The organism is Pseudomonas sp. NPDC089407 (assembly GCF_044900445.1).
Classification (GTDB): Bacteria; Pseudomonadota; Gammaproteobacteria; order Pseudomonadales; family Pseudomonadaceae; genus Aquipseudomonas.
Genome location: NZ_JBJDNB010000001.1, coordinates 254,874 through 280,070, shown reverse-complemented (window position 1 = coordinate 280,070; position 25,197 = coordinate 254,874). Strand labels below are relative to the sequence as shown.

The window sequence follows — 25,197 nt, the reverse complement described above, 5'->3', positions numbered from 1 at the left end:
GCCTAACGGCTGCGCAAGCTAACCAATGCCGGTGACCAGATGTCATGGCCACAGCGTTCACACGCGCCTGATTCCTTGGCTTCATGGAAGGCCGGGAAGCCGCAATTGACGCAACAGTGCAGGCCTGCGTTCGGCGGTGCCTGGTATTCAGGACGATGTTCCACAGGCAGCACTGACAGCCCTGGCCGGGTGTCATCCGGCCCATAGAAATACAGGCTGAGATCGCCATCGGTCTCCAACAGGCCGAGTCGAACCTGGCCCAGATGCTCCACCCCTTGTTGGCGCATTTCCATGAACAACTCATTGGACGAGATGTTCAAGTTGCGCAGCGAATGGATCTCGTACATGCCGTCCTTTACCACCGTGATGGGCAAGCCATCTATCCAGGCCTCCCAGGTTTTGCTGCGCCTCATCATGTAGACGGTTCCGCGATAAAGCAGCAGAAGCGTGAGAAACACCAAGGCGACCGGGAGGAGGGGGACATCTTCGTAAAACGTGACATCGCCTGCGGCTGAGCCCAAGGTGAGAATTACCACGAGCTCGAAGCGGGACAGCTGCCTGATTCCCCGCCGACCGCTGAATTTCAGAAAGAAGAACACCGCGAGAAAAGCCGCTGAAACGCGTAGGGCGACCTCCAGGAGAAAGGTCAGCGGGAACTCGCCAATGAGCATCCTTTGCAGATCAAATGAAACCATTCGCTTCTTCTCTGTCGTGGCTATCTCCTATCGATTGACCGGCTCGTCTCGATGCTAGTTCATGCCCAACGCTTTGCCACAGGTCATACCCCGAGCGGAAACGCAGGGGCAGCTGGGCTGCCCCAACGCTTTCACGGGTTACTCACGATTGTCGTCACTCTTGCGACCGCCTCCATGACTATGCTGGCCTCCCACTCGGCCGGCTTCAGAGGCTTTTTCGCGGTCATTGGCGAAATTGCCCCCGGAAGCCTGGCCACCTTTCTTGCCCGCCTCGGAGGCCCGTTCGGGGTCGTTCTTGAAATTTCCGCCCGAAGCCTGTCCCCCTTTCTGCCCAGCCTCAGAAGCGCGTTCCGGATCGTTCTTGAAGTTGCCACCGGACATCTGGCCGCCTTTGTGCCCGGCCTCGGATGCTTTTTCTCGGTCGTTGGCGAAGTTGCCCGGATTGGTGTTTGCGTTGCCGCCTTGGTTACCGCGGTTGTCCTGATTGCTAGCCATGATTGACACCTCATATCGGTAGTTACACAGGAAGATCTGTGTCCTTCAGTGACCGGGGACAAGCGCCGCATCATGCAACGGATTTTGAAAAGCCGGACGAAACACCTTAATAAATGGTGAGCGCTATTCTTGCGGTGAGGCTCCTGGCGCATGAGTATTCAGCCAGGCTCCAGCGCAGTGTTTTTCTTCCAGCCCCGCAGGTTCAAGATGCACAGGCAAACCTGCAGGATAATCAGCGCCCAGGCCTGCGCCTGCCACCCCCAGACCGCCCATAACACGTTGCTGGCGATGAAGCAGCAGAACCCCAGTTTGCGCCGGCCAGGCCGTTGTGAGCCGATACACCAGGCGGCAAGCACGGTCAGCAACATGGCAGGCCATTCAAGAAAGTCGATCCATTCATGCATCAGGCAGTCCTCATTTGACCGTGTTTTGATTTGGGACTGTGTAGCGCCGATTCGGGTTCAGCATGCATGCCGGCAGATTTACGGAACCTTGCGCTCCTCTGGCTTGCCCACCTTGGACTGCAACCATCAATCATAGTCATGACAAGGAGGGGTTTCATGCCCAATGCATCAGGCAAGATCCGATATGGCGTAGTGGCCGGCGGGTCGATTTCCCAAGGCGCGTTCATGCCAGGTATCGGCCAGACCGACAACTCGGTGATAACCGCCTTGGTCACCGGCGACCCGCAGAAGGCGACGGGCCTGGCTGATCGGTATGGGATCAAGGCCTATTCCTACGAGGATTACGCGGCGCTGCTCGGCTCGAGCGAAGTAGATGCGGTGTACGTCGCCACGCCGAACTTTCGCCATCGCGAGTTCGTGATACCGGCGCTGGAAGCCGGTATCCACGTGTTGCTGGAAAAACCCATGGGGACCAACGAAGCCGACTGCCTGGCGATGAGCGAGGCGGCCCGGCGCACCGGGGCCCGGTTGATGATCGCCTATCGTCTGCACTGCGAGCCCGGTACCTTGGACATGATCGAGCGGGTGCACGCTGGCAATTTCGGTGAGCCGCGGCTGTTCACCTCGACCTTCACCCAGCAGGTCAAGCCTGGCAACCACCGTGCCCAGAGCGGATTCGGCGCTGGCCCGGTGGCTGACATGGGGCCGTACCCGCTGAACATGGTTCGCCAGTTGTTCAATGCCGAGCCCATCGAGGTGGCCGCCGTGGGCGTGCACTCGCCAGGCAGCAGCATCGACACCTGGGACACGGTCACCGTCAGCCTGCGCTTCCCTGATGAGCGCCTGGCCCAGTTCACGGTCAGCTACACCCTGCCGGACACTGAGCGCTTCCAGTTGCTCGGGAGCAAAGGCGAGATCGAAGCCTCGCCGTGCTTCGGATACGGGGAGGGTGTGGCAATCAGTTACCGGGCGACCATTGACGGCGAAACCCGCGTGCATGTAAACCCGGTCGTCGATCAGTTCGCCGGAGAAACCGCTTACTTTTCTGATTGCATACTGCGCAACGAGGCGCCGGAGCCTGATGGCGACGAAGGCTGGCGCGATGTGCGGGTGATCGCGGCGGTCCAGCGCGCACTGGAAACCGGTCAGCCGCAGCGCCTGGAACCGCTGGCGGCACGGCCATTCGCCCGACGTCGCGAGCAGCGGCGCGCCTTCCCGCTGGCGGCCGTGCCGCCGATGATCAACACCGAGCCTCCCACCCGCTAGGGGCTGGCCTCATCGATCCGGGCGACAGCCGCCGATGGCAAGCGCTGCCCGAAGCGCAGCCAGATGGGACAGGCCCTGCGGGAGGTTGCCAAGGTACTGTCCGTTCTCGGGGTCGACCATTTCCGAGTAGATACCCACCCCCTGCGATAGCCGGCCTAGTGCTTCGGCATAGGCCGCCTCGGCTCGCGCTTGCTGGCCCAGAAGTGCCCAGGCTTCGATCAGCCAGAACGTGCAAGCCAGAAAACAGCCCTCTTCATCCTGAACCTGGCTGTAGCGATAGTGGAAAGCGCCAGCCCCAAGCTCCTCATGAACAGCTTCCAGGGTGCTGCGTAGCCGATCCACGCTGGGATATCCGAATCGGACCGCGAGCGCCACCGACGCGTCCAGCCGGTTGCTGCCTGGGTAAAACAGGTAAGCCTGATGTGTCTCGCTCCAGCAGTTGCCCTCAATCCATTCCTGAACGCGTTGACGCTCGCGGCCCCAGCGTTCCCGACAAGTGGTCGGAAGGTGGCCGCCGTCGGCCAGTTCGATGGCCCGGCTCAAGGCTTGCCAGCAGCTGATTTTTGACATCGTGTAATGCTGCTTTTGCGGCAACTCCCAAATGCCAGCATCTGCCTGCCTCCAGCAATCGGCACACTGGTCGGCCAGGCCAGACAAAATCATGGCGCTTGGCGAATCCAGAATGTTACCGCTGTCGATGAAACAGCGGGCCGTTTCGAAAATATCGCCGAACACGCCATGTTGCAGCTGATCACGGGCATCATTGCCGACAACGGGAGGCGAGTTCTTGTAGCCAGGAAGATTGAGTGGGCGAAGGCAATCACCCATCGATCCGTCCAGGGTATAGAACACCCGTGGCCCGTGCTCATTCAGCCGACGCAGCAACCAGCTAAAGGCGGCCTTGGCCTCTGGCTGCGCGCCGATACTCAGGAACGCTTCGATGGTGTAGCCGGCATCACGAATCCAGGCGAATCGATAGTCATAGTTCTTGTCGCCACCGATGCGTTCAGGAAGCGATGAAGTTGCCGCCGCCATGATCGATCCACTGGGCGAGGACAGCAGCAGCTTGAGGGCCAAAGCGTTCCGAACAACTTGATGCTTGTAGGGGCCGTCGTAGACAAGGCTCCTTGACCACTGGCACCACTCCCGGTGTGAGCCATCGATGCGTTCATCGATCAAGGCCAGGGGCGGTACCACCAGCGGCTCATCACGTCCTGCGATGATCGCGACCACTGAGCGTTGCCCAGCGGCAACGCTCAGGGAAGCACGCACGCCCATATCGTTCTTGCGCGCGATGCGTACCTGGTCGTCGTGCAGGAACATGCCAAGTATGCGGCCGGCGTGAAACACGCAGGCGTTGTCGTTCGGCGCTATGTAAGGGCTCACGGTATCGGCCTGGGTGCCGAAATCGATGGCGATTTGAAAATCCACCTGTCCTTCGACGCCTTCGATGCGCCTGGCCAGCTCGGCCCAAGGCAACCGGCCAGCAGGGCCGCTGTTCAAGGACTCTGTGAGCCGGGCGCGACCAGCACCGGTGATGAAGATCGTTTCGAGAACGTTGCTGTCGGGAAGGTAGCGGCGCTCGGCAACGAACGGCTCTTTGGGGGTAATGGAGAAGCAGCCCCCGGTTCGAGGGGCCAGCAGTTTTCGAACAGGGGGGGTGAGTCCATGTGCGGCACGCACCACCAGTCGATGGACCCGTCCAGGCCAATCAGCGCAACGGAGCGTCCATCACCCAACGCGCCATATTCCTCCAGTGGTAGCCAGCCACCTTCATCTCGCTGAGGCACTCCGTATTGCGTTCCCTCGACCGGCTGTTTTTCCATCGACATGCCTCCCTGATGGCTGATGAGGTGCTCTAATCCGCAGGAATGATCGAGATCTTGCCATTTCGTTCTACGATGGCGAATTTGACCTGTTCGATCTTTTCGATACCTTGGCTATTGCGTGCCGACTCCAGAATGTCGTCTTCCGTGAGTCGCGCCCGGCGCATTCGGTGATGCAGAAAGTGCCCGTTTTCAACGACCAAGGTAGCGTGCCCGTCCAGAAGCCGCGCCAACGGCCTGGCGTTTAGCTTCGCCAACGATAGCCCTACGTCGAGGACGATCAGCGTGGCGATCACCAGCATGGCGTTGGTGAAGGAAAAATCCTCACCCAGCAGTGCCTGCTGAGTTGCCTCCCCAATGATCAGCAGCAGAACGAAGTCGAACGTGGTCAGGTCGGCCAGTGAGCGTCGGCCCGCTACGCGGAACAGCAGCATGAGCGCCACGTACATCCCGGCTGCGCGGAGGATCGAATCCATGACGCACTCCTACGGAAACAGAAAGGTGGAAAAGTGGACAGTGCTCTGGGGGCCAGCATTGACGATACCCTCCAGGGTGCCCACGTGATCACTTCGAAGGGTCAGGTACAACGTGGCCACGCCGTCTTCGCCGGTACCCAGCTGCAGTGACAGGGCAGGGCCACGCGACATCGAACGTTGCGGTTCTGGTTGCATCGTCTCGATGCTGGCTGCGCGAAGTAACGAGCCCTCAAGCTCGACCTTCACCGGCTGGCCAGGCTGGCCTTGTACCGTTATAAAGAGGTTGTCGGTAGTGCCACTGCGACTGAGGCGCTGATACTCGACTTTCACCCGGCCATCCTGGCTCACCTTTTCGGCATCGCTCAAAGGGCCATTGCCAAATAGCCCAGCCAAGGCCATCAGCACGATGATTACGAGTACGTACCACCCAACGCGCTCGAAACGCCAGACACGCTGTTGCATGGGCATGTTTTCCCGTACGGGATAACGTCGGGACTCCACCTCGTCTTCCGGCATGTGCTCGCCCTCAGGCCCGCTCACCTCGTAGCCAGCGTTGGTGATAGTGGGCAATGCGAGTCAGTCCAAATAGCGCCCCTTGTCGCATCACCTCAGACCGCTCGCCGAAGAACCGTTGGGTGCGCGTGAAAACGGCTATGGGCTCACCGGCAAATGCCCAGGCGAAGCACAGGGTGCCAGGTGGAATACCGGATTCGGGAGCAGGACCGGCCACACCTGTGGTGGCAATCACGACGTTGGCATCACTGTCTCTCAAGGCACCCAAGGCCATTTCCCACGCCACCGCTTCGCTGGTGAGGCCATAGCGTTCGATGGTCTCGGCGCTGACACCCAGCAACCGTTTCTTGGCGCTGGGGGAGTAGACCACATAACCACTTTCCAGCACCTCTCCAGTGCCGGGCTCCGCTGCCAGGAGCGCTACTATGCAGCCTGCAGTGCACGATTCCGCCGTTGTGAGGATCAACTTATTGTCTTTGAGATAGCCGAGCGCGGCCAGCACAGGTTCGTTTGTCATGGAGAATCGACTCGCTTGTTCTTGTGCAGTGGACGCGCTCCGTCGCTGATTGGTTCAGCATATCTTTGCCCGCCCGTCCTATGCAGCTCGGCCGGCGTGAACTTTGCGCTGACTACGGATTCTCTTCTTCATCCGGACACAGCAGTTTGCAGGAGAACATCATGAAAAGCGGACGCCATCAGCACAAGCCAGGCTCGCAAACGAAGTCAAACGGCGAGGAAGAGCGTGATAACGATGCACAACGTCCGGACGGCTCGTCCGGTACACCTCATGACTCTACGGCGCAAAAAACAGCCCGTGAGCACGACCAGCAAAAACGCTGAAACGGGTGCGCGCATCAGGCGTAAGGCTAATGTCTTGAATATCTCTTCTGGCCAGCGCTGGCCCGTGTAGGAGCGGCCTTGCGTCGCGATGGGCTGCGCAGCAGCCCCAGGGTTTCTGCGCAGATGCACAGATTACCGGGGCTGCTGCGCAGATGCACAGATTACCGGGGCTGCTGCGCAGCCCATCGCGACGCAAGGCCGCTCCTACAGGTTCTATGCCTGCCTGGAGGTGATGCAGGCGAGGTGGGGCCTTGTGCTGCGATGCCTCTTTTCCTCAAAGTATCGGTTTACCGCCGGTAACAGCATACCGTGACCCACTGATGTAACTGGCCTCATCAGAGCCAAGCAGCACGTAGATAGGCGCAACCTCCACGGGCTGCCCAGGACGCCCCATGGGGTAGCTGGCGCCGAAGTTCTTGACCGCTTCATCAGGCATGGTAGCCGGAATCAAAGGCGTCCAGATGGGGCCAGGCGCAACGCTGTTGACCCGAATTCCCTTCTTGCCTAGCAACTGAGCCAAACCCGCCGTGAAGTTGGCAATGGCACCCTTGGTCGTGGCATAGGGCAACAGGCTTGGTGAAGGATCGTCGGAGTTGACCGAACTGGTATTGATGATCGAGCTGCCTTTTGGCATGGAAGGTAGTGCCGCCTTGCAGATCCTGAAGATAGCGGTGATGTTGATATCGAAGGTTTTCACCCATTCATCATCGTCGATCTCCTCCAGCGTTTCATGGGCCATCTGGAAGGCTGCGTTGTTGACCAGAATGTCGATGCGGCCGAATTGTTCGACGGTTTTCTCGACGATGTCATGGCAGTGTTGTTTCTGCGCCAGGTCGCCGGGCAGCAGGAGGCATTGCTTACCCGCAGCTTCGACCCAGCGCGCGGTTTCCTGCGCATCTTCATGCTCACTGAGGTAGGCGATGGCAACGTCAGCACCCTCGCGTGCATAGGCGATGGCAACCGCTCGCCCGATACCGCTGTCTGCACCGGTGATGAGCGCAACCTTGCCTTCCAGGCGGTTATGGCCGATATACGACTCCTCACCGCAGTCTGGATAGGGCTCCATCTTGCGTTGTGAACCAGGGACGCTTTGCGGCTGTGAGGGAAAGGGCGGGGTAGGGAAGTCTCGCATGGTAGAAGCTCCTGCAGTTGAGAACACTCATAGCGTTTCGAAGCTTTGGGTTGCTGTGCGTTGGGTTGGATGTGCACATGGTGCGACGAGCGGTGCGGGGGTCGAATGCAAATTGAATTTCGGGTTGCATCGTTTGTTCTACCGAACTGAACGCCTGGCGCTCTTTTCGCCGGGAGCCGCATTCCAGGAGTAACAAGTGCCTCGAATCATTACCCCCGGGACCCCGGAGCATGAAGTCAGCGAACATAACGCCAGAATGTTCGGCTCTCCCAAAGAACGCCTGGACTTCTACCGGCGGGAGATCCAGTACGAAACCAGCATTCTGGCCAATCGTACCGATGCCTACCTGGCAGCTCAGTCCTTTCTGGTCATTGCGTTCGTGTCCTCCATGGGCAACCTCAACCAGGGATGGGGCGAAATGTTTACGCTGATCGTGCCAGCGTTCCTCGCTTTGCTGGGTGTGCTCAGCTCGCTTAATGCCTGGCCTGGGATCCGAGCGGCGTACAACATCATTGATCACTGGCAACTGAAGCAAAGGCACTTGCTACAGAGCGAGCCCCTCATGGGGTTGGCTTACGATGAGTCGCCTTTGTTCAGCGAAGCTGAAACTTCCCGCGCCGGCCATCGAAAGTCGCTGCTGTTTTCGCTACGCACACCTTGGATCTTCCTGGTGTTCTGGTTGCTGCTGGGATGCTATTCGGTGTACATCCAGTTGGCGTGAGAACGCCCCATCGGACGAAAATACGGCCCCCTGGAGGGGGCCAGAGAAGACAGCCTCAGCCAGTCAGAGCCCTGATCAATTGCTCATTGAAGGCAGGAATATCGTCCGGCTTGCGGCTGGTAATCAGGTTGCCATCCACTACCACCTCTTCATCAACCCAGTCACCGCCAGCGTTGCGAATATCGTCCTGCAGCGATTTGTAGCTGGTCATCCGCTTGCCCTTGGCCAGGCCGGTCGACACCAGCAGCCAGCCACCGTGGCAAATGACCGCCAATGGCTTGCCTGCCGAGTCATGGCTTTTCACCAGCTTCTGAGCGCCGGGTATCAGCCTGATGGTGTCGGAATTCTGTACGCCGCCAGGCAGCACAAGGGCGTCGTAAAGATCCAGGTGGGCACTGTCGAATGTTGCATCCACGGTGAATTCGTCGGCGGGCTTGTCATGGTTCCAGCCGCGCACAGTGCCTTCCTTTTCGCCCAGGATGTCGACCACGGCGCCGTTTTTCTCCAAGGCTTCACGCGGGCCGGTCAGCTCTATCTGTTCAAAACCGTCGGTGACCAGAAAGGCCACACGTTTGCCGTTCAGTTGTGCACTCATTGTTGAATCTCCTTTCTTGATAGGCATAAAAGGGGAGGCCATCGATGGTGTGCGAAGTTCAAAGACGATGCTGCGAATTCCGAAAGGCGGACCATCGGGCAAGTCATCCCGTCATTCGCAGGTATGCAGGCTTCTTTCACGTCGCATTTTGCCGCCTGGCTTTTCAATTGAATTTTTTTGCCCTCAACGCCTCACACACGCATGAGTAAAAGGGAGAGGCTCACGTGGCAGCACAGCAACTGTACGTAATCGAATACACACTCCATGGTGAAGCGCGCACGTTCATCATCCGCCTGGAAAAAATGGACAATGCCCTTGCCTGGCATTGGGCAAGCTGTGACGCAGGGGTTGGCATCATTCCCAGATTTTGTCAGCAGAAAATCAAGATGGTCAGCAGGCCTATGGCCGAGCGCTACGGCATCGCGCAGGTGAAGTGGCGTTTGGCAGGAGATGGCCCAGCGTTCACGGCGCAGCCTGTAGCTGTCGAAACGTTTTCGGAGACCGGCGTGGGCGGTTAGTGGCCTGCAACTGAATCAATGGCCTGGAGGCTTTGCTATGCAACCAAAAACTGAAGGTCTTGAAGAGCACGGCCCAAGTGGTGTGCCTTTTATCAACGATCCGGAAAAGCCAACTTCACCGCCTCTGAATGACGCGGATGCCACCGATGCGGCAGAGGCTGATGAAAACATAGAGGACGATGGTGAATCTCTCTGATAAAAAGGAGCATGTGATGGACAACTACCACCTCAACCCGACGTCCGATGGATGGGAATTGAAGAAAGAAGGCGCAGACCGGGCATCCAGGCGAGCTGCAACCAAACAGGAACTGGTTAGCACGTTGCGGGATTTCTTTGACGGCAAAACCGCATCGGTAAAGATTCATAAAGCCGACGGGACTATCGAGGAGGAACGTACCTATCCACGCGCAGATGACCCGCGCCGTACAAAAGGTTGAACAGGGTTAGTGCTCGTGATCTCGGCTCGATGTCGCGAGCACTATCGACCTTCATTTCTGCGGGTGATCACGCGCTTCATCCTCTCCCGGCTGATCGTCGGGCTTTTCGAGGTGAGCTTCGCACTGGCTGCCCATGGCTCGGTATTCCTTGCGGAGTTTATGAATTTGACGGTTGTCGAGCGCCTCCAGATCGAGTACCGATTGGTGTGCTGATTTTGTGGCCCTGATGAGCTCGTCCAGCTTCACATGAATGATGTCGTTGTCACGATTCTGGGTGTTCTGAATAAGGAAAACCATCAGGAACGTGATAATGGTTGTCGACGTGTTGACGATCAACTGCCAGGTGTCGTTGTAGTGAAACCAAGGCCCGGATGCTGCCCACATGGCAATCAACACGACCGCAATCAGGAATGAGCTCGGCTTGCCCGCGTGAGTGGATAACCATTGGCAAAATTGCGCGAATTTCATTTTCCATCTCCATCTTCATAGCGCTGTAAAGACTCTGACCACAGCGGAGCGCTGAAATCTTTTTTTACATTTCGTCAGCCTATGCGGCGAGCGGAACATGCGCAGCGGAACGACGTGAAGCGAGGAAACGTCAAACTTCATATTTCCCAGGCCTTTGCACAAATGACCTTCATCGTCTGGTTCGCCATGCTGGGCGCAGTCTTGTTGCTACTCGCGCTCTCATCTTCCTATTTACGTTGGATACCCGTGACGTCCTCGGTGGTGTGCCTTGGTCTTGGCATAGCGCTAGGCTCGCCCGGGCTGAACTTCCTGCAGCTTGATGTCGCTCAGTCGAGCGCCTGGCTGGAGCATCTGACGGAGGTCGCCGTGTTGTTTTCGCTGTTCTTCAGCGGCTTGAAGTTGCGCCTGCCCTTGGGCAACCGCAGTTGGTGGGGCGCCTTTTACCTGGCGGGGCCAGTCATGGTGGTCTGCATCGCTGGAGTGGCACTGGTGGCGCATTACTGGCTTAGCCTGGGTTGGGGGTTATCGGTGATGATCGGCGCCATTCTCGCGCCTACAGACCCTGTCCTTGCCACCCTCGTACAGGTAGTCGATGCGCAGGACGACGATCCTGTCCGTTTCAGCTTGTCCGGTGAGGCCGGGCTGAATGACGGGGTGGCTTTTCCTTTCGTCCTTCTCGGGTTGTTCCTGCAACAGAACACAGGGCAGGCGTGGTTGAGCGATTGGTTACTCAAGGACATGTTGTGGGCAGTGGCTGCGGGCTTGCTCTGTGGCTACTGGATGGGGCGCGGCCTTGGCAAGCTCACGCTGTTTCTGCGCTTGCGCAATGACGACAGCACCGTGTCGCCCAATGACTACCTGGCCCTGGCGTTGATCGCGCTCGCCTACGTAGTCGCTGAGTCGATCCAGGCTTATGGGTTCCTGGCGGTCTTCGCCGCCGGGTTGGGCTTGCGCCAGGCTGAAGTGCAGACGTCCACCCGCCCGGATGATCCCGCTGCCGAGCACCTGGTGCAGCCGGTGGTGGGGCATCAGCACGTGGCACCCGAGTTGGCCGTGAAAGGGGATGTGGAAGGGCTCGAGGACTCCCAGGTTGCTGCAGGCATCATGTTGGGCGATATGCTGGCATTTGGCAGCCTGGTGGAGCGGGCGCTGGAGGTCTTTCTGGTGACCTTGCTCGGCGTCGTGTTGATCGCGCATTGGGACTGGCGGGCAATGATCATTGCTGCAGCGCTGTTCTTGGTGATCCGGCCCCTAAGCGTTGTGTTCATGCCGTTCGGGGGAATGCTGAATTCAAGACAGCGTGGGCTGCTGGGATGGTTCGGCATTCGCGGCATCGGTAGCTTCTATTACCTTTTCTATGCACTCAATCACGGCCTGCAGGCAGATTCGGCAGTGGAAATCACCAATCTCGTGCTGTCGGTTGTCGCATTGAGCATTTTGTTGCACGGCCTCAGCGTGCAACCCTTGCTTGTGCGTTATGAGGCGTGGAAGAGAGGCCCATCCAACTGAACGCAGTGCACCAGGCTTCGGTCAACCGCTAGCCATCAGGAAGGGAGGATGACCATTGGACATTGAGGCGTTGCTCACTGAATTGCTGAGCGCTCGTGGCCCAGGCGGCCAGGAAGATGAGGTGCGGGCCATCTGTCTGCGCGAGCTGAAAGAGGTCTGCGATGACACGCACATCGACAGCGCCGGGAACGTGGTCGGCGTCATTCGCGCTTGCGGTACCCGCGATCCCGACACAGCCATACGGGTCATGGCGCACCTTGATGAGATCGCAATGATCGTCAAGAACGTTCGCGATGACGGGACATTGGAGGTCTTGGCCCTGGGTGGGGCGCAGCCCATCAGTTTTGGTGTCTGCCCTGTCGATATCCTGGGCGATGAAAAGTGTCTGCCAGGGGTCTTGTCTTACGGCTCGATGCATAACAGCGGTCGAACGTCGAATGAGCGGGATGTCCTTGCCGGCAATGTTCAGTGGAAGGATGTCTACATCGTTACCCGCAAAACCAAAGTCGAGCTCGAACAAGACGGCGTGCGGCCTGGCACGCGTGTAGTGCTCAGCCAGCATTGGCGCAAGCCCTTTTACGTGCATGACTGTGTCGCTGCTCATTTTCTCGACGACCGGGCGCCATTGAGTGCTGTGATCCACTGCGCATGGCTGCTCCAGGCGCAAAAGAAAGCGCTGCAGCAAGACGTGTGGTTTGTCCTGACCACGTTGGAGGAGGAATCCAATGCCGGTGCGCTGTACGCCGCTTCCAGATTGCCAGGCGAAACCACCATCGCGGTCGAAGTGGGGCCGGTGCTGGAAGAGTACGGTACGGAGCTGTCGGTCAACCCGATCATCAATACCGGCGACCAGAAGGGTTACTACAGCCGCCCAGTAGTGCAGGCTTTGATCGCAGCCAGCCGGCGAGCAGGTTATGCCCCACAGTCGGCACTGCTAGTAGATTTTGCCTCCGACGCGAGCGCGGTATTGAGCACAGGTATTGATGCCCAGGCGGGATGCATCGCGATTCCGACTGAAAATACTCATGGGTTCGAGATGGTGCTTCTGGACGGCATTTCGGCGTGCGCCGCGACGCTGGTCGAGTATCTGACAAGCCCGGCGTCTGGCAGGCCAGTGCGCAGGTGAAAAGCTACAGCGATCCTGCCCCAGTCAATCGCTTGAACGGCTGTTGGCAGCTGCCGGTGTTGAAGTAGCGGGTCGATGCACATGAGCACCTGTCGGGTCGATGATCTGGATAATATTGCCGTGCTGCCAAGCATCCGCCCTGGAATCAGCCGTAGGGACGTGGATGTCAGCTCGCTGAGCTTTGGTTTTTGCCGCGTCCACCCCCAGGCGTCGATTGCGCTGGTCGATCATCGCTGCATCAGCCTGGCCATCTGCAGTGAAACCCATCATCAGCTGCGGAACGCCCACCGGTAGCGCTTTGTCTTGATCGGTGTGCCACGTGTGCCATGTCTTGCCATAGGTATGGGCAAGCCGTTTCATCAAGGCGTGCTCGGCAGGCGCAGGAATACCGGGGGCGATCAACTGCCCGGAAGACACTTCGTAGCCATGGCTGTGCCACAACGCTTTCTCCTTGGCCGGTAATCCGGCAAAGAGCCGCTTGTCGATGATGTACTCGACACCCATGATTTTCGCTTCCTTGGTATTGCCGTCGAAGATGACGCACTGAATGACATCCTCGTTGAGAATGGAGCAGTAGTGGTGCGCCTCCATCTGCACGCCGGGATGGCCGTTATAGAAGTGGAAGCCGTCCAGGTAGGCGTTGATAGCCTCGATGGGCGGCTTGGCCTGCAGTGTCGCTGCCCCGGCTTCCAACAGCTGAGTCGTCGCTGATTCCGGCCTGCCGGGGGCTTCCACAGGCGACTTCGTTTCGGAAGCGGAACACGCCCACAGCAGAGAGCAGGCGAGGGTAAGGGTTATCGATTGAGATAGCTGTCGCATGGGAATGGCTCTGGCTGGTGTCCTCGAAAGACAGCCCGGACGCGCGATGCAAACAGCCCAACAGACGAATGGTCTGATTGTTACTTCGTAAAATACTCCCTTTCGTCGGTTCAACCGACCAACGCACCGCTGAGCATTCTCTGAAGAAATACCTATCACTGGATGCGAGGTATTGAGAATGGCAAATCCAAAGGAAAACCTGCTCGACTGGCTGCGTGATGCCCACGCGATGGAGCAACAGGCTGAGAGCATGCTGAAAGGTCAGGCTGAGCGCTTGGAGCACTACCCTGAACTGAAAGGTCGAATTGTTCAGCATATCGAGGAGACGCAAGGGCAACAGCGTTTGCTGGTTGAATGCATCGAGCGTCTGGGCGGTAGCACATCAACCTTCAAGGATCTTGCGGGCAAGCTCATGGCCTTTGGGCAGGCTGTAGGCGGGATGACCATGAGCGACGAGGTGGTCAAAGGTGCCATGGCAGGGTACGTGTTCGAAAACCTGGAAATTGCCTCCTACACGGTGCTGATAGAGGCCGCTGAAGCGGTAGGCGACAGTGCGACTGCGCAAGCCTGTCGCTCGATCCTCAAGGAAGAAGTCGCCATGGCTGAATGGCTGAAGGAGCATTTGCCGGAAGTGACGCGTGCATTCCTGGCCCGGTCGGCCGACCCTGAGGCAGAAGCAAAGCGTTAAATGCGTCACCTGCGCCGGATGAGCGCCGGCGCGGGTTCCTTCCACAGCTGTTCACCTTTCCATCTTTTGCTCCAGCCGGCGTTGGCGCTGTGGCTACGCCATACGTCAAACGGGTGGAACGGATGCTACCGCGTCAGGCTCAACCCAATAGATTCGTTTCTTACTCCATCTGCCTGGGGACCTTCAAAATGGCCAGCTACCTGTACTTGATCAGCTACATCCTCGACAACCAGCCCGGGACTTGCGAGTTCCGCAGCGAGCAGGAGGACCTGAGCCGCGAAGCTGCGCGCGAATATTTGCAAGGCTTGCATCGAAACGAAGCGTCATCATTCACCGACGTACAGGTTCAGCGTCTAGAGCATGATCATGAGCCAGGCACATCGCCAGGACATTACCAGCAACCCTGACGGGCTATCGGCATGAACGCGGTCAGCGAACAGATAGGCCAGGAACAGCGCCGACTCGTTGCAATCAACCAGTGGTTTCTGCTTTACGACGACGTGAAACAACGATGTGATTGCCCGAGTACCCATCATGAAGAACTGCTTCGTCAAGCTGACGAGATGGACCGTCTTGGGCTGGTGGACTGGCGTGAATGGCGAGACCTGCGCAGGCTTGCAGATAGAGGCTTTCTAAAAGCCATTGCAGGTTGTGATTACTAGCGTAGCCATGCGCTCCGGCTAAAGCGACAACAGGCCTGGCAAGGGGGATAAATGTCACGGCTGCCAATGATCGGGGTGACGGCCTGTAGCTACAAGGTCGGCCCGCACGCAGTGCAATTGAATGACGACAAGAATGCGCGGGCGGTGGCCACTGCTGCCCATGGTTTGCCGTTGATTCTGCCAATGTTTCCAGAGCTGCTGAACATAGCAGACATAATCGAGGGCCTGGATGGGCTGCTGTTCACCGGTTCACCGTCCAATATCGAGCCTCACCATTACGATGGTCCGCCCAGCCCGCCTGGTACCCAAAAAGACGCCGCCCGTGATCACCTCACGCTGCCGCTGTGGCGTGCGGCAGTAAAAGCGGGGTTGCCCGTGCTCGGCGTGTGCCGGGGTTTTCAGGAGATGAATGTGGCTTTCGGCGGCACCCTCGTCCAGCAGCTCCATCAACCTGGCGTGGAACATGAGCCCCCGAGCAACGAACCTCTTGAGGACCAGTACGCACCCGCTCACAGGCTCACGGTGCGAGCAGATGGGGTATTACATGGGCTGGGGTTTCCCGAGGTAATCGAAGTCAACTCGGTACATGGGCAAGGTATAGAGCGGGTCGGCGAAGGTTTGCGCATCGAGGCTGTGGCAACGGATGGCCTCGTTGAAGCATTGTCGGTGGAAGGAAGTCGCTCATTCGCCCTCGGCGTGCAGTGGCATCCGGAGTGGCAAGTGATGTTCTATCCACAATACCGTGCGATCTTCGAGGCGTTCGGAGCCGCTTGCCGAGTGCGGGCGGCACACCGGCGATAAGCGTCTACCGGTCTGTCGTGAATCCGTAGATAGGAAAAGATCAAGCCACAGTATGGCCCGCTGTGGACGTGGCACACCGCCGCGTTCACAGGTATGGCGTCAGCTTTGCGCGGGCCAGCCGGTATCAACCTCCAGACCCACCGCTGCCCGAGCCACCACCGCCAGCGCCACTTCCGGTTCCGCTACCCGTGCCGGACCCTGTACCTGAACCCGAACCGTTGCCCGTGCCAGTCCCCGTACCGCCACTTCCCGATCCGCCCATCCCGGGAGCACTGCCCGAGCCGTTGGTAGTGCCGTCGCCACCGGTATTGTCGGTGCCATTGCTGCCGGTACCGCTAGATCCGTTACCCATGCCATCACCCGGTGTTCCAGACCCGCTGGCTCCACCGTTCATTTGGCCATCTTCGTGCGTTTGCGTGCCAGGAGCGCGTTGATCGTTCATGTTGGTAGCCGACAGCACGATGGGTGCGTTTAGACCCAGGCACAGCGCCAACAGCCAGGTATGAGGCTTCATTATCTTCATGTTGAATCTCCTTTTTCGCGGTGTTCGCCTTGTGTTCGGCAAATGGCGGCGTGGGCCGTGCAATGCCGTCGACGGACGGGCCTACCGTTCAGACGCTTCTGATTTTTAGGCCTTACGGCCTGCCCTCGGTTGTACAAAATCCGCGTTTCGTACAGCTAGGCCGGCTGTCTGAGCGTCCTGATTCATTTCGACCGGCACGGCGGATCGGGTGATCTAACGTCGACAACATCGGCGAGGGCAGACACATGAAACGAAGAGGCAAGACCTACAGGCAATGGCGCGACCCGATCCTGCATCATCAGACTCATGAAGAGACCCTCGACGACGGCACCTGCCTGGAAGTGCAGACGCGCCTCTCGCGCACCGGTGCGACGCAGTTGTTCATCGGTGTGTACCGTGCTGACGGGACTGTGCTATGTGAGCGGGCCTACGCCCAGCGCGCCGGTGAAAGCATGAGCCGGGCGCTGGTGTGGGGGGTGGGGTATGCCAGGCGAGTGGCGGCGGAAGGTACAGCGAGCCGCGCCGAGCCTGCGAGCAACTGACCTGCATCAGCCGTCAGACTGTTCCTCAGGTGGAACCTGGCCGTCAGGCCAGTCCGGCGCCTCTTGCTCCGGGTCAGGTGCAGGCACCGGCTCGCCCGGGTTATGCGGCACTTCGTCGACGTAAGGGTCGGGGTGGTTAGGGTCAATCATGTCGAGTCCTCCAGGGTGATTACCCGGTTTAGGTGGCGCTGTTGCGGTGGCTGTTCCATGCGAATGCCAATTGAACGATGACCGGCGCTGACGACTCCATTGCAGTAACAGCGTGCTTTTGGAGTGCCATGATGATTCACCTGGGGTGCGCGGGGTGGAGCTTGTCCCGCCAGTACGCCGATGAGTTCCTGCAACCGGGTAGCCACCTGCAGCGCTATGCAGGCCGGCTTGATGCCGTCGAGATCAACAGCGCCTTTTACCGGCCGCACCGGCCCGCGACCTATGCCCGTTGGGCGGCGTCGGTACCGGAGCATTTTCGCTTTTCCGTCAAACTGCCCAGGGTCATCACCCACGAGCTGCGCCTGGAAAATTGTGAGGTTGCGCTTGATGCGTTTCTTGGCCAAATCCAGCACTTGGGTTACCGCCTGGGTTGCCTGCTGGTACAGCTGCCTCCATCACTCGCCCATGATGCCCGCCGTGATCGGTACTTTTTTGAAGCCCTTCGCCGACACCATGCCGGCCCGGTGGCGGTTGAGCCCAGGCACGCCAGTTGGCAAGCGGCGGGGCCAATGCTGACTGACTTGTGCATTGCCCAGGTCGCAGCGAGCCCTTCACGTTTCGCTGCCGATGCGCAACCCGCTGGCTGGCCTGGGTTGGTCTACTGGCGTCTGCACGGTGTGCCGCGGATCTATCACAGCGAGTATTCGCAACAGTGCCTGCTACAGCTGGCTGAACGGCTGCAGTGCAGCCACGGCGCAGGTGCAGAAACCTGGTGCATCTTCGACAACACGGCCTCCGGTGCAGCACTGGGCAACGCGCTGGCCCTTCGACGATGGGCCAGCGCAACGTACCCTAGCTTGCTGGATGAAACAATTCACGAATGACTTCCCTTAACCACCGGTTCCCACTGCCCTGATGATATCGGGTATGCCAATGCTGTTTGACTGTGAACTCCTCCACTTCAAACGGGCAGTCATGCACCTTTAACCATGCATGTCAGCCAGTGTCTGCCCGATATGCCGCGGCAGGGTGGCCAGCAGATCCGTCGTCCCGATTATCATCCCCAACCCAAGAAACGCCGGCAGCTCCAGCATGATCCGCCGTTCGATCCCGGCACGTGCCAATCCTGCCTCCAGCAATTTCTGCCCAGTGCCGAAACTGATCTGCACATGCCCTTCGGCGCGGTAGCGCGGCAAGCTCATGCCGTTGCCCAGGCGCGGATGCTGCGCGTTGCTCAGGCACACCCAATCCTGCTCGAACAGCACAGGACATGCCCTGGTACTGGATGGCGCTGGTGCTGTTCGTCGGCGGGTTGTCGCGCTCGATGCAGTTCACCACCTACAACGCGGTCGGCTTTGCCGAGGTACCCAAGCCCCAGATGGGTGAAGCGTCGACGCTGTTCAGCATGTTCTTCCAGGCAGGTGCACAGGTGTTGCGCACGTAGCGCAGGCCGCCGGCGACCGGTGCATTTGGCGCTGGATCCCAGCGATGTGAAGAGGCCGGTGACGGCCTCTCGTCAAGGATATAGCTGAGCAATCCATTGATATTCCATAATGTTAGTACGAAAGGATTTTATATTGCGTTTTAATATTTAAATTCTTTCATATCGGAGTATGTGTCGTTGAAAGCCATTTCTCTCCTTCCTGCAGGTCTGGCGCTTCTTGCTGCCTGTTCATCTGCCTTCGCCGGCTCGACCCTTGAACGTGTAGAAAGCAAAGGCGAGCTCACCGGCGTACTGATGGAAAACTACCCTCCGTTCTCGTTCTTGAATGAACAGAACCAGCTCGACGGGTTCGACGTAGATGTCGCCAAGGCAGTGGCTGAACGGCTTGGGGTGAAGCTCAAGCTCGAAACACCTTCGTGGGATGTGATTGCCGCTGGACGCTGGAGTGGGCGGTACGACATCTGTGTCTGCTCCATGACGCCAAGCAAGGCGAGGGCAGAGGTGTTCGATTTCCCGGTCGAATATTACCGGTCACCCGCGGTAATCGTGGTCAACGCTAAAGACAGCGACATCAGCTCTGGCAAAGCGTTGTCAGGCAAGAAGGTGGGGGTAATCAGTGCGTCTACCTATGAAGCCTATCTGAACAAGGATCTCGTTATTGAAGGGGCAGAGGAGAAACCCCTGACGTACCCGTTTGACACCGTTCAGGTTGCGCCCTATGACAACGAAACCGTGGCATTCCAGGACCTGGCCCTAGGCACCGGAGTGCGGCTGGATGCCATGGTCACCAATCTGGTTACGGCTAAAGAACGCATCGCCCAGGATCCTCGCTTCAAGATTGCGGGTGAGACCCTGTATGCCGAGCCCAACGTAGTCGCCGTGGAGAAAAACGACCGCCAGTGGAGTGAGAAGGTCGCCCAGGTTGTGACTGAGCTCAAGGCTGACGGGACGCTGGCGAAGATCTCTGAAAAGTGGATTGGCGCCGATATCACTCAATGACAGCCCTTAATCCACATCCGGCCAAAACCGCGCTGGCGTCGAAGACGCAGTCGGATCGCATTCGGCAAATCTTTGGTTTCAAAACCCGTTTATACCTGACGTGGGCAGCGTTGCTCGGCGCCTGTGTGTTTTTCTTCCTGAGCTTCGACCTCAAGTTCTCGATCATTCTCGATAAGCTGCCAAACCTGGTTGGACTCAAGCTGGGGCCCAATGGGTTCCTGCAGGGCGCAGCACTGACCTTGTTCCTCTGCGCTTGCTCGATCTGGCTGTCGCTGGTGCTGGGCTTCGTAACAGCGCTGGCGCGACTGTCTCGAAGCGCTGTGGCTTTCGCAGTGGCGAGCTTCTACGCCTCTTTTTTCCGGGGCACGCCGTTGCTCATCCAGATCCTGCTTATTTACCTGGGGCTGCCACAGCTCGGCGTAGTGCCCGGCGCAATCAGTGCAGGCATTATCGCGCTGTCCCTCAACTACGGGGCCTACCTGAGCGAGATTTTCCGCGCCGGTATCATGGCTGTTCCGCCAGGGCAAAGACAGGCAGCAGTCGCGCTGGGCATGACACCGACCACCACCTTTTTCCACATCATCCTGCCTCAGGCGATGCGAACGATCATCCCACCTACCACCAGCCAGTTCATCTCCATGCTGAAAGACTCATCGTTGATTTCAGTGATGGGCGTATGGGAAGTGATGTTTCTGGCGCAGTCCTACGGCCGGTCTTCTTACCGCTACATCGAAATGCTGGCCACCGCCGCACTCATCTATTGGCTTCTGTCCATTGGGCTGGAGCTTATCCAGCACCGGCTCGAGCGCTACTACGGCAAAGGCTTTCAGGATCAGCGATAAGTTGATCGCTGACACCCATGATTACAGGAACAGTGATGTCCGACCCTAAACCCTTATTGTTTGCCCTCTACGAACAAGCCAGCGTCGGCTGCGGTGGCGCGCCGAGCTTGTGGACGCATCCGGCCGACGAGCGACTGGCCGCCAACACCTTCGAGTTCTGGGCCAACCAGGCACGCATCGCTGACCAGGCCAACCTCGACATGCTGTTCTTCGCAGATGTGCTGGGCTTCTACGATGTATTCGGCGGTAACGCGGAGGCAGCGGTGAAGTGGGCTGTCGAGGCGCCTGCAAATGACCCACTGATGATCATCCCGGGATTGGCAGCGATTACCAAGAATCTGGCGTTCGGCGCTACCGTGTCCACGACCTATGAGCATCCATTTGCCCATGCCCGTCGCTTCAGTACCCTGGATCACATGACCAATGGCCGAATCGGTTGGAATATCGTCACGTCGTATCTTTCCAGTGCCGCGCGCAATTTCGGCCTGGAAGAAATGCTCAAGCATGGAGACCGGTATGAGCGCGCGGAGGAGTTCATGGACGTGGCCTACAAGCTTTGGGAGGGCAGTTGGGCAGACGACGCAGTCGTCGCCGATAAAACCCGGCAGGTGTACGCCCAAGGTGACCGGGTCAAGCCCATCAACCATGTGGGTGAGCGCTATCGGGTTTCGGGGCCTCATCTGTCCGCTCCGTCCCCACAGCGAACACCCCTGCTGATTCAGGCGGGCTGGTCTGGGCGAGGGCGCGAGTTCGCGGCCAAACATGCTGAGCTGATCTTCGTAGCCAAGTCGAACCCACATGAAATCCGTCAAGGGTTGGAAGAAATCTGGACGATGGCGCAGGCACGTGGCCGTGCCAGGGATGACGTACAGTCGCTGACCGTGCTGCGAATCGTGACGGCAAAAACCGAGATTGAAGCCCAGCGCAAATACGACGAGCTCCAGAGCAACTATCACTTGGAAGCCCAACTCGTCAGCTATGCCGGCGACACAGGCATCGACCTGAGCCGCTACGCGGACAGCGATGCGTTGTCGACGCATACCGAGGGCCTTACTTCTTACATGATGCGACCCGACGGAAGCGGCAATCCTTTAACCGCCGGAGACGTCAGGAAGCGATTTGCCCATGTCACACGGGGCACCGATCTGATCCTGGTGGGCACTCCGGAGCAGGTCGCAGACAAAATCGAAGAGCATGCACGGATCTCGGGTACGAGTGGCTATATGCTGAACCCGTTAACGAGCCCTGGTACATTGGAGGACTTCGTAGAATGGGTGGTGCCAGCGCTGCAAAAGAGAGGGCTCTACCGAACCCGTCCCCAAAGCGGGAGTTTCCGGTCCAGGTTGAGGGCTGACGGATCAAGCCGCCTGCCAGGGTCCGCCTACGGAGCTTCTTTCCGCTCACCCGCCTGAGCAAGGCATGCTGGCGCTCATGCCCTGGTCAAGATTGAGCGCCAGCTTAGCTGGCGCTGCGATCAGAAGCCTTCCAGAACAATCTTGCCCCGCGCTTTCCCGCTTTCGATCAGGGCATGAGCACGCTTGAGGTTGTCGGCGCAAATTGTACCGTAGTGCTCGCCCATCGTCGTCCTGACAATGCCCTCATCAACCAGCTTGGAGACCCTGTCGAGCAGGTGGTGTTGCTTGATCATGTCCTCGGTCTGGTACAGCGAGCGGGTGAACATGAGCTCCTTCAGTTCTTCCAGCTGAGGTGACCCGTTCGCCTGAAGACCTACAGTGCCTCTGAGATCGAGCGCCGCCCGCGCGGCGCATCGCGGATAAATCCGCTCCTACATTTGTTGCAACGTGGCCATGCCTGTCAGGCCATGATTTTCAGCCGGTTTGCAAGGCTCAAGACATGCACCACGGCTGGCAACCATGGCGTAACAGGTTCGGCACGTTGCGACAAATGTAGGAGCGGACTTATCCGCGATGCGCCGCGCGGGCGGCGCTCGATCTCATAGACACTGAGTGTTTCACGGCGAGCACATCCGAACACCGCACAGAACTCAAGGCATGCAGCGTCGCAATAGGTCGGTTAGCGAGACGGTTTCAGGGATCGCCGACACCCGCGAGAAGTGTTCATCCGCGGGTCTGGTGTGCCGCCCCAAGCCGTGCACAGGGATGCCCGGCAGGTCGTATCGGCCTGAGACGTGTACGGCTTCGACACGCCGTAACGGTATATACGGCAGTATTCAGGGCATCAGTCCAGTACGTTATGGAGCACCTCATAGATCAATCCAGAAGCAACAGCGACGAGTAAAAGGTCCGTACCGGCTTGTTGCCACTCATAGCCATCATAATGAGGAAGTAGTCCGATCAGCCTCCTGTCCAACTTCCTGGCGATTCCGGGCGGTAGAGGTTTGCCGCGTGCCAGATTTTTCTGCACACCGGGCGGTAAGGAAGCGCCTGGATTCCAGTAATCACGATTGTCATTGAGGATGACGCGCACCCCGCCCAAGTCGACGGAAGGCCCACCCTGCCAGTCGTTGCCGTTGCCCTGATGCCCTTGGTTTCCGTGCGCGCCTCCCTTGTCATGGCCTTTCCCTGTTCCGGGGGCTGCGAGCAACATCGGGCATACAGCCAGTGCCAGAGATAGCGTCACGCCGACATTCAACTTCCATCTCATATGATCACCCCGTGGTCATTTATCCATCCTCAGAATAGCCAACCTGCTCGCGATGACAATGCGCTTGAACGTGCCAGTCGTGATGAAACAATGATTGCGATAATCCCAATACTCAGCGTCAGCATCAGTTGCCTGATAACCCGCCTGGGGCCTCTAATCCACATGATTTGTCTTTCCTACGCTATAGCATCTTTTCAAGCCCTATCGTGCTGCTTAGCCACGAGTTGAAGCGCCGCCACCACCCCCCTGGTTCCGTGGTCAACGTGCGTTGTTGGCCATTGTCTTCGGTGAACCAGACCAGATGATCATCTTTCAGCCGGGCCTGGTAACTCAGAGCGGGTGCCATGCCCTCCAGAGCCAGTTCGCGCACCCGTGCGGCGAGCTTCGGATCATCAACCAACACTCCGACCTCGGTGTTCCACAGCAAAGAGCGCGAATCGAAATTGAACGAACCGACAAACGCTTTTTGCTGGTCGAAAACCATCGCCTTGGTATGCAGGCTGGAGTCGGAGCTGCTGGAGGGGCTGCTGGAGGAGCCCTTGCGAGAGAAACGCGGCCTGGTATCGCTGTCGCTACGATCGCCGGCTTGGCGACGCAGCTCGAACAACTGCACACCATGCTCGAGAAGGGTCTTGCGATAGGGTGCGTACGCACCGTGCGAAGCCGGTACGTCGGTGGCCTCCAGAGAGTTGGTCAGCAAGCTGATCGACACGCCGGCGTCGGCTCGACGGGTCAGGTACCCCACCCCGGGATGGCCCGGCACCATGTAGGCCGACACCAGGATTAGCTCCTTGTTGACCCCGTTGAGCTCGGGTGCCAACTGGGTGACCAACAGCAAGTGCGCAGCGGGTTCGCCCTTTGCCAACACCTTGCTCGGCGCATCCCACATCGCTTTATTCCAGGCCCAGATCAACTCCCTGCGCCAATTGTTCAGGCGTGGCTGGGTGGTGTACTTCATTAACTGTTGATAAAGCCCATGGTTTTGTCTGCGCGTTTCTTCCAGGGAATCGTCCAGCCGAGTGCGAAGGTCTCTCAAATCTCTGCTCGTCGGCTTGAACGATATAAACTGCTCGATGGGCTTGCTGAGGACACTGTTCCAGTACTCATCAAAACTATGCCCCAACTGTTCTGCGACCGGGCCGACACTGAGCATGTCGATGTCAGTAAAATTTCTATTGGGTTCTGCATCGAAATACTCGTCCCCCAGATTGCGCCCTCCGACGATGGCGACACAATTGTCCACCACCCACAATTTGTTGTGCATACGCCGGTGTTGCTGAGAGAGGTTGAAGAGCCGGCTCATCGTGCGTGTCACGACGGTACTGCGGCCCAAATGGAGAGGATTGAACACTCGTATCTGTAAATGCGGATGCATCGCCAGTGTCGCGATTATCTCTTCTAGATCATCGCTGGTGGTGTCATCGAGCAGAATCCTGACGCGCACGCCACGGTCGGCAGCGACGAGCAATTCGCTCAGCAGTATCCGAGTGCTTATGCCGTCGTGGACGATGTAGTACTGCAGGTCAATGCTGCTTTGAGCACTGCGAATCAGCTCGGCCCGGGCGGCGAAAGCCTCGGAGCTCTCCGGGAACAGGCGAAAGCCCGATTGACCTTCATGGGGGGCAACCTGGGCCTGAATGGATCGGCCGAACGCCGAATCGTTTGCAGGCAAAGCGTGACTGGGTTCGTAGGGAATGTCGGCTGTTGTACAACCACCAAAGAGAAGCGTAAGCGACAGGAGGGCAAACTGGAGGTGTTTGATTCTCACGGAGCGCACCCCGACGATGGTGATGAGGGTCTCGGATCCCGAAGAATGGCCATTCCCTTACCACCCGCATTCGGCCTGAAAGACCGCCTGCAATGCGTCTTCGATTTGCGGTGTTGTTCTGAAGCGTAGTTCATTCCCAAACATTGCGACGTTGGGCCTGTGACGGTGGTAGCTTGGCACCTGCGTAATGGCTGATGTGTTCGCCTGGTCGGTTAGCGAGACCGGTTTCTAGGATCGCCGACACCTGCGAGAAGTGTTTCTCCGAGGATCTGTACCGCCCAAGCCGTGCGCCGGGGGGCGGCAGGTCGTATGG

The 25,197-nt window shown here is 58.5% G+C and carries 29 protein-coding genes and 7 pseudogenes; 19 read left to right on the top strand and 17 right to left on the bottom strand.

Annotated features, from left to right (window positions below; genetic code table 11):
• Nucleotides 1-2: 2 nt before the first annotated feature.
• The 4 genes and pseudogenes from ACI2KG_RS01550 to ACI2KG_RS01535 form a co-directional block, all read right to left on the bottom strand.
• Nucleotides 3-695 carry a DUF421 domain-containing protein gene (locus tag ACI2KG_RS01550; RefSeq protein WP_404660510.1) on the bottom strand — a complete coding sequence of 231 codons (693 nt, stop codon included), beginning with the start codon at nucleotides 693-695 and terminating at the stop codon, nucleotides 3-5.
• 138 nt (nucleotides 696-833) lie between these two features.
• Nucleotides 834-929, bottom strand: a pseudogene (locus ACI2KG_RS01545) (general stress protein); the annotation flags it as partial.
• Nucleotides 930-1,190, bottom strand: a pseudogene (locus ACI2KG_RS01540) (general stress protein); the annotation flags it as partial.
• A gap of 158 nt (nucleotides 1,191-1,348) precedes the next feature.
• Nucleotides 1,349-1,594 carry a hypothetical protein gene (locus ACI2KG_RS01535; RefSeq protein WP_400616277.1) on the bottom strand — a complete coding sequence of 82 codons (246 nt, stop codon included), beginning with the start codon at nucleotides 1,592-1,594 and terminating at the stop codon, nucleotides 1,349-1,351.
• Nucleotides 1,595-1,750: 156 nt separating this feature from the next.
• Here ACI2KG_RS01535 and ACI2KG_RS01530 point away from each other — a divergent pair, with 156 nt between their 5' ends.
• Nucleotides 1,751-2,860 (top strand): Gfo/Idh/MocA family protein, encoded by a 1,110-nt coding sequence (locus ACI2KG_RS01530; protein WP_404660509.1) that lies wholly within the window; start codon nucleotides 1,751-1,753, stop codon nucleotides 2,858-2,860.
• A gap of 9 nt (nucleotides 2,861-2,869) precedes the next feature.
• Here the strand turns inward: ACI2KG_RS01530 and ACI2KG_RS01525 are convergent.
• The 4 genes and pseudogenes from ACI2KG_RS01525 to ACI2KG_RS01510 all read right to left on the bottom strand — a co-directional run bounded on the left by ACI2KG_RS01525 (nucleotide 2,870) and on the right by ACI2KG_RS01510 (nucleotide 6,192).
• Nucleotides 2,870-4,686: pseudogene (locus ACI2KG_RS01525) on the bottom strand (glycoside hydrolase family 15 protein).
• A gap of 32 nt (nucleotides 4,687-4,718) precedes the next feature.
• The gene (locus tag ACI2KG_RS01520; protein WP_404660508.1) at nucleotides 4,719-5,162 is read right to left on the bottom strand and encodes a DUF421 domain-containing protein; all 444 of its coding nucleotides are present in this window, start codon (nucleotides 5,160-5,162) and stop codon (nucleotides 4,719-4,721) included.
• A 9-nt stretch (nucleotides 5,163-5,171) separates the two neighbouring features.
• Nucleotides 5,172-5,678 carry a hypothetical protein gene (locus tag ACI2KG_RS01515; RefSeq protein WP_404660604.1) on the bottom strand — a complete coding sequence of 169 codons (507 nt, stop codon included), beginning with the start codon at nucleotides 5,676-5,678 and terminating at the stop codon, nucleotides 5,172-5,174.
• 10 nt (nucleotides 5,679-5,688) lie between these two features.
• Nucleotides 5,689-6,192: a CinA family protein gene (locus tag ACI2KG_RS01510; protein WP_404660507.1), complete on the bottom strand. Its 504-nt coding sequence runs from the start codon at nucleotides 6,190-6,192 to the stop codon at nucleotides 5,689-5,691.
• A 161-nt stretch (nucleotides 6,193-6,353) separates the two neighbouring features.
• Here ACI2KG_RS01510 and ACI2KG_RS01505 point away from each other — a divergent pair, with 161 nt between their 5' ends.
• The gene (locus ACI2KG_RS01505) at nucleotides 6,354-6,515 is read left to right on the top strand and encodes a hypothetical protein (RefSeq protein ID WP_400616266.1); all 162 of its coding nucleotides are present in this window, start codon (nucleotides 6,354-6,356) and stop codon (nucleotides 6,513-6,515) included.
• Nucleotides 6,516-6,789: 274 nt separating this feature from the next.
• On the opposite strand, the gene ACI2KG_RS01500 is transcribed toward ACI2KG_RS01505, so the two are convergent.
• Complete coding sequence (locus tag ACI2KG_RS01500; protein ID WP_404660506.1) at nucleotides 6,790-7,647, bottom strand: SDR family oxidoreductase; 858 nt, start codon at nucleotides 7,645-7,647, stop codon at nucleotides 6,790-6,792.
• Nucleotides 7,648-7,843: 196 nt separating this feature from the next.
• Between ACI2KG_RS01500 and ACI2KG_RS01495 the strand changes: the two genes are divergently transcribed.
• Nucleotides 7,844-8,368: a hypothetical protein gene (locus ACI2KG_RS01495; RefSeq protein ID WP_400616261.1), complete on the top strand. Its 525-nt coding sequence runs from the start codon at nucleotides 7,844-7,846 to the stop codon at nucleotides 8,366-8,368.
• Nucleotides 8,369-8,423: 55 nt separating this feature from the next.
• Here the strand turns inward: ACI2KG_RS01495 and ACI2KG_RS01490 are convergent, their stop codons facing one another.
• On the bottom strand, nucleotides 8,424-8,963 hold the full coding sequence (locus tag ACI2KG_RS01490) for a type 1 glutamine amidotransferase domain-containing protein (RefSeq protein WP_404660505.1): 540 nt from the start codon (nucleotides 8,961-8,963) through the stop codon (nucleotides 8,424-8,426).
• A 224-nt stretch (nucleotides 8,964-9,187) separates the two neighbouring features.
• Between ACI2KG_RS01490 and ACI2KG_RS01485 the strand changes: the two genes are divergently transcribed.
• The 3 genes from ACI2KG_RS01485 to ACI2KG_RS01475 are packed head-to-tail and all read left to right on the top strand — an operon-like array spanning nucleotide 9,188 to nucleotide 9,918.
• Nucleotides 9,188-9,481: a DUF6555 family protein gene (locus ACI2KG_RS01485; RefSeq protein WP_400616257.1), complete on the top strand. Its 294-nt coding sequence runs from the start codon at nucleotides 9,188-9,190 to the stop codon at nucleotides 9,479-9,481.
• 37 nt (nucleotides 9,482-9,518) lie between these two features.
• A complete protein-coding gene (locus ACI2KG_RS01480) occupies nucleotides 9,519-9,677 on the top strand; it encodes a hypothetical protein (protein ID WP_400616255.1) in 159 nt (52 codons plus the stop codon).
• A 16-nt stretch (nucleotides 9,678-9,693) separates the two neighbouring features.
• Complete coding sequence (locus ACI2KG_RS01475) at nucleotides 9,694-9,918, top strand: DUF2188 domain-containing protein (protein ID WP_404660504.1); 225 nt, start codon at nucleotides 9,694-9,696, stop codon at nucleotides 9,916-9,918.
• A gap of 51 nt (nucleotides 9,919-9,969) precedes the next feature.
• Here ACI2KG_RS01475 and ACI2KG_RS01470 read toward each other — a convergent pair whose 3' ends face one another.
• A complete protein-coding gene (locus ACI2KG_RS01470; RefSeq protein ID WP_404660503.1) occupies nucleotides 9,970-10,386 on the bottom strand; it encodes a low affinity iron permease family protein in 417 nt (138 codons plus the stop codon).
• 162 nt (nucleotides 10,387-10,548) lie between these two features.
• On the opposite strand from ACI2KG_RS01470, the gene ACI2KG_RS01465 reads away from it, so the two are divergent.
• Together ACI2KG_RS01465 and ACI2KG_RS01460 are read left to right on the top strand one after the other, a co-directional pair.
• Nucleotides 10,549-11,895, top strand: a complete 1,347-nt coding sequence (locus ACI2KG_RS01465) for a cation:proton antiporter (RefSeq protein ID WP_404660502.1) — start codon at nucleotides 10,549-10,551, stop codon at nucleotides 11,893-11,895.
• Nucleotides 11,896-11,950: 55 nt separating this feature from the next.
• Nucleotides 11,951-13,021, top strand: coding sequence for a M42 family peptidase (locus ACI2KG_RS01460; RefSeq protein WP_404660500.1), 1,071 nt, complete (start codon nucleotides 11,951-11,953; stop codon nucleotides 13,019-13,021).
• A gap of 24 nt (nucleotides 13,022-13,045) precedes the next feature.
• On the opposite strand, the gene ACI2KG_RS01455 is transcribed toward ACI2KG_RS01460, so the two are convergent.
• Nucleotides 13,046-13,840, bottom strand: a complete 795-nt coding sequence (locus ACI2KG_RS01455; RefSeq protein ID WP_404660499.1) for an OBAP family protein — start codon at nucleotides 13,838-13,840, stop codon at nucleotides 13,046-13,048.
• 178 nt (nucleotides 13,841-14,018) lie between these two features.
• Between ACI2KG_RS01455 and ACI2KG_RS01450 the strand changes: the two genes are divergently transcribed.
• From ACI2KG_RS01450 to ACI2KG_RS01430, 5 genes are all read left to right on the top strand, one after another.
• Entirely contained in the window at nucleotides 14,019-14,528 is a 510-nt protein-coding gene (locus ACI2KG_RS01450) for a ferritin-like domain-containing protein (protein WP_400616237.1), read from the top strand.
• 188 nt (nucleotides 14,529-14,716) lie between these two features.
• Nucleotides 14,717-14,935: a hypothetical protein gene (locus tag ACI2KG_RS01445; protein ID WP_404660498.1), complete on the top strand. Its 219-nt coding sequence runs from the start codon at nucleotides 14,717-14,719 to the stop codon at nucleotides 14,933-14,935.
• A gap of 12 nt (nucleotides 14,936-14,947) precedes the next feature.
• Complete coding sequence (locus tag ACI2KG_RS01440) at nucleotides 14,948-15,190, top strand: hypothetical protein (RefSeq protein WP_404660497.1); 243 nt, start codon at nucleotides 14,948-14,950, stop codon at nucleotides 15,188-15,190.
• Nucleotides 15,191-15,241: 51 nt separating this feature from the next.
• Nucleotides 15,242-15,991, top strand: a complete 750-nt coding sequence (locus ACI2KG_RS01435; protein WP_404660496.1) for a gamma-glutamyl-gamma-aminobutyrate hydrolase family protein — start codon at nucleotides 15,242-15,244, stop codon at nucleotides 15,989-15,991.
• Between the two features lie 768 nt (nucleotides 15,992-16,759).
• Nucleotides 16,760-17,056: a hypothetical protein gene (locus tag ACI2KG_RS01430; RefSeq protein ID WP_404660495.1), complete on the top strand. Its 297-nt coding sequence runs from the start codon at nucleotides 16,760-16,762 to the stop codon at nucleotides 17,054-17,056.
• A 6-nt stretch (nucleotides 17,057-17,062) separates the two neighbouring features.
• Here ACI2KG_RS01430 and ACI2KG_RS01425 read toward each other — a convergent pair whose 3' ends face one another.
• Nucleotides 17,063-17,206, bottom strand: coding sequence for a hypothetical protein (locus ACI2KG_RS01425; RefSeq protein ID WP_404660494.1), 144 nt, complete (start codon nucleotides 17,204-17,206; stop codon nucleotides 17,063-17,065).
• Between the two features lie 131 nt (nucleotides 17,207-17,337).
• Here ACI2KG_RS01425 and ACI2KG_RS01420 point away from each other — a divergent pair, with 131 nt between their 5' ends.
• Nucleotides 17,338-18,090, top strand: a complete 753-nt coding sequence (locus tag ACI2KG_RS01420) for a DUF72 domain-containing protein (RefSeq protein WP_404660603.1) — start codon at nucleotides 17,338-17,340, stop codon at nucleotides 18,088-18,090.
• On the opposite strand, the pseudogene ACI2KG_RS01415 reads toward ACI2KG_RS01420, so the two are convergent.
• Nucleotides 18,059-18,471 (bottom strand): annotated as a pseudogene (locus ACI2KG_RS01415) (LysR family transcriptional regulator); the annotation flags it as partial. The gene ACI2KG_RS01420 and the pseudogene ACI2KG_RS01415 overlap by 32 nt on opposite strands.
• On the opposite strand from ACI2KG_RS01415, the pseudogene ACI2KG_RS01410 reads away from it, so the two are divergent.
• The 4 genes and pseudogenes from ACI2KG_RS01410 to ACI2KG_RS01395 form a co-directional block, all read left to right on the top strand.
• Nucleotides 18,471-18,623: pseudogene (locus ACI2KG_RS01410) on the top strand (MFS transporter); the annotation flags it as partial. The pseudogenes ACI2KG_RS01415 and ACI2KG_RS01410 sit on opposite strands and share 1 nt — an antisense overlap.
• 204 nt (nucleotides 18,624-18,827) lie before the next feature.
• On the top strand, nucleotides 18,828-19,649 hold the full coding sequence (locus tag ACI2KG_RS01405) for an ABC transporter substrate-binding protein (RefSeq protein ID WP_404660493.1): 822 nt from the start codon (nucleotides 18,828-18,830) through the stop codon (nucleotides 19,647-19,649).
• A complete protein-coding gene (locus ACI2KG_RS01400; RefSeq protein WP_404660492.1) occupies nucleotides 19,646-20,491 on the top strand; it encodes an amino acid ABC transporter permease in 846 nt (281 codons plus the stop codon). Before ACI2KG_RS01405 ends, ACI2KG_RS01400 begins: the two co-directional genes overlap by 4 nt.
• Nucleotides 20,492-20,526: 35 nt before the next feature.
• The gene (locus ACI2KG_RS01395) at nucleotides 20,527-21,903 is read left to right on the top strand and encodes an LLM class flavin-dependent oxidoreductase (RefSeq protein ID WP_404660491.1); all 1,377 of its coding nucleotides are present in this window, start codon (nucleotides 20,527-20,529) and stop codon (nucleotides 21,901-21,903) included.
• Nucleotides 21,904-21,965: 62 nt separating this feature from the next.
• On the opposite strand, the pseudogene ACI2KG_RS01390 reads toward ACI2KG_RS01395, so the two are convergent.
• Nucleotides 21,966-22,178, bottom strand: a pseudogene (locus ACI2KG_RS01390) (zinc-binding dehydrogenase); the annotation flags it as partial.
• 357 nt (nucleotides 22,179-22,535) lie between these two features.
• On the opposite strand from ACI2KG_RS01390, the pseudogene ACI2KG_RS01385 reads away from it, so the two are divergent.
• Nucleotides 22,536-22,637 (top strand): annotated as a pseudogene (locus ACI2KG_RS01385) (GlxA family transcriptional regulator); the annotation flags it as partial.
• A 53-nt stretch (nucleotides 22,638-22,690) separates the two neighbouring features.
• On the opposite strand, the gene ACI2KG_RS01380 reads toward ACI2KG_RS01385, so the two are convergent.
• Both ACI2KG_RS01380 and ACI2KG_RS01375 read right to left on the bottom strand, forming a co-directional pair.
• The gene (locus ACI2KG_RS01380) at nucleotides 22,691-23,116 is read right to left on the bottom strand and encodes an anti-virulence regulator CigR family protein (RefSeq protein WP_404660490.1); all 426 of its coding nucleotides are present in this window, start codon (nucleotides 23,114-23,116) and stop codon (nucleotides 22,691-22,693) included.
• Between the two features lie 181 nt (nucleotides 23,117-23,297).
• Nucleotides 23,298-24,884: a phospholipase D family protein gene (locus tag ACI2KG_RS01375; RefSeq protein ID WP_404660489.1), complete on the bottom strand. Its 1,587-nt coding sequence runs from the start codon at nucleotides 24,882-24,884 to the stop codon at nucleotides 23,298-23,300.
• Nucleotides 24,885-25,197: the final 313 nt, after the last annotated feature.

Excerpts from the sequence above, each read along its gene's own strand:
- ACI2KG_RS01550 (WP_404660510.1), bottom strand. The coding sequence starts at position 695 with ATGGTTTCATTTGATCTGCAAAGGATGCTCATTGGCGAGTTCCCGCTG.
- ACI2KG_RS01420 (WP_404660603.1), top strand. The coding sequence starts at position 17,338 with ATGATTCACCTGGGGTGCGCGGGGTGGAGCTTGTCCCGCCAGTACGCC.
- ACI2KG_RS01515 (WP_404660604.1), bottom strand. The coding sequence starts at position 5,678 with ATGCCGGAAGACGAGGTGGAGTCCCGACGTTATCCCGTACGGGAAAAC.
- ACI2KG_RS01470 (WP_404660503.1), bottom strand. The coding sequence starts at position 10,386 with ATGAAATTCGCGCAATTTTGCCAATGGTTATCCACTCACGCGGGCAAG.
- ACI2KG_RS01500 (WP_404660506.1), bottom strand. The coding sequence starts at position 7,647 with ATGCGAGACTTCCCTACCCCGCCCTTTCCCTCACAGCCGCAAAGCGTC.
- ACI2KG_RS01505 (WP_400616266.1), top strand. The coding sequence starts at position 6,354 with ATGAAAAGCGGACGCCATCAGCACAAGCCAGGCTCGCAAACGAAGTCA.
- ACI2KG_RS01530 (WP_404660509.1), top strand. The coding sequence starts at position 1,751 with ATGCCCAATGCATCAGGCAAGATCCGATATGGCGTAGTGGCCGGCGGG.
- ACI2KG_RS01425 (WP_404660494.1), bottom strand. The coding sequence starts at position 17,206 with ATGATTGACCCTAACCACCCCGACCCTTACGTCGACGAAGTGCCGCAT.
- ACI2KG_RS01395 (WP_404660491.1), top strand. The coding sequence starts at position 20,527 with ATGTCCGACCCTAAACCCTTATTGTTTGCCCTCTACGAACAAGCCAGC.
- ACI2KG_RS01465 (WP_404660502.1), top strand. The coding sequence starts at position 10,549 with ATGACCTTCATCGTCTGGTTCGCCATGCTGGGCGCAGTCTTGTTGCTA.
- ACI2KG_RS01440 (WP_404660497.1), top strand. The coding sequence starts at position 14,948 with ATGAACGCGGTCAGCGAACAGATAGGCCAGGAACAGCGCCGACTCGTT.
- ACI2KG_RS01510 (WP_404660507.1), bottom strand. The coding sequence starts at position 6,192 with ATGACAAACGAACCTGTGCTGGCCGCGCTCGGCTATCTCAAAGACAAT.
- ACI2KG_RS01490 (WP_404660505.1), bottom strand. The coding sequence starts at position 8,963 with ATGAGTGCACAACTGAACGGCAAACGTGTGGCCTTTCTGGTCACCGAC.
- ACI2KG_RS01445 (WP_404660498.1), top strand. The coding sequence starts at position 14,717 with ATGGCCAGCTACCTGTACTTGATCAGCTACATCCTCGACAACCAGCCC.
- ACI2KG_RS01475 (WP_404660504.1), top strand. The coding sequence starts at position 9,694 with ATGGACAACTACCACCTCAACCCGACGTCCGATGGATGGGAATTGAAG.
- ACI2KG_RS01400 (WP_404660492.1), top strand. The coding sequence starts at position 19,646 with ATGACAGCCCTTAATCCACATCCGGCCAAAACCGCGCTGGCGTCGAAG.
- ACI2KG_RS01520 (WP_404660508.1), bottom strand. The coding sequence starts at position 5,162 with ATGGATTCGATCCTCCGCGCAGCCGGGATGTACGTGGCGCTCATGCTG.
- ACI2KG_RS01480 (WP_400616255.1), top strand. The coding sequence starts at position 9,519 with ATGCAACCAAAAACTGAAGGTCTTGAAGAGCACGGCCCAAGTGGTGTG.
- ACI2KG_RS01430 (WP_404660495.1), top strand. The coding sequence starts at position 16,760 with ATGAAACGAAGAGGCAAGACCTACAGGCAATGGCGCGACCCGATCCTG.
- ACI2KG_RS01435 (WP_404660496.1), top strand. The coding sequence starts at position 15,242 with ATGTCACGGCTGCCAATGATCGGGGTGACGGCCTGTAGCTACAAGGTC.
- ACI2KG_RS01455 (WP_404660499.1), bottom strand. The coding sequence starts at position 13,840 with ATGCGACAGCTATCTCAATCGATAACCCTTACCCTCGCCTGCTCTCTG.
- ACI2KG_RS01380 (WP_404660490.1), bottom strand. The coding sequence starts at position 23,116 with ATGAGATGGAAGTTGAATGTCGGCGTGACGCTATCTCTGGCACTGGCT.
- ACI2KG_RS01450 (WP_400616237.1), top strand. The coding sequence starts at position 14,019 with ATGGCAAATCCAAAGGAAAACCTGCTCGACTGGCTGCGTGATGCCCAC.
- ACI2KG_RS01535 (WP_400616277.1), bottom strand. The coding sequence starts at position 1,594 with ATGCATGAATGGATCGACTTTCTTGAATGGCCTGCCATGTTGCTGACC.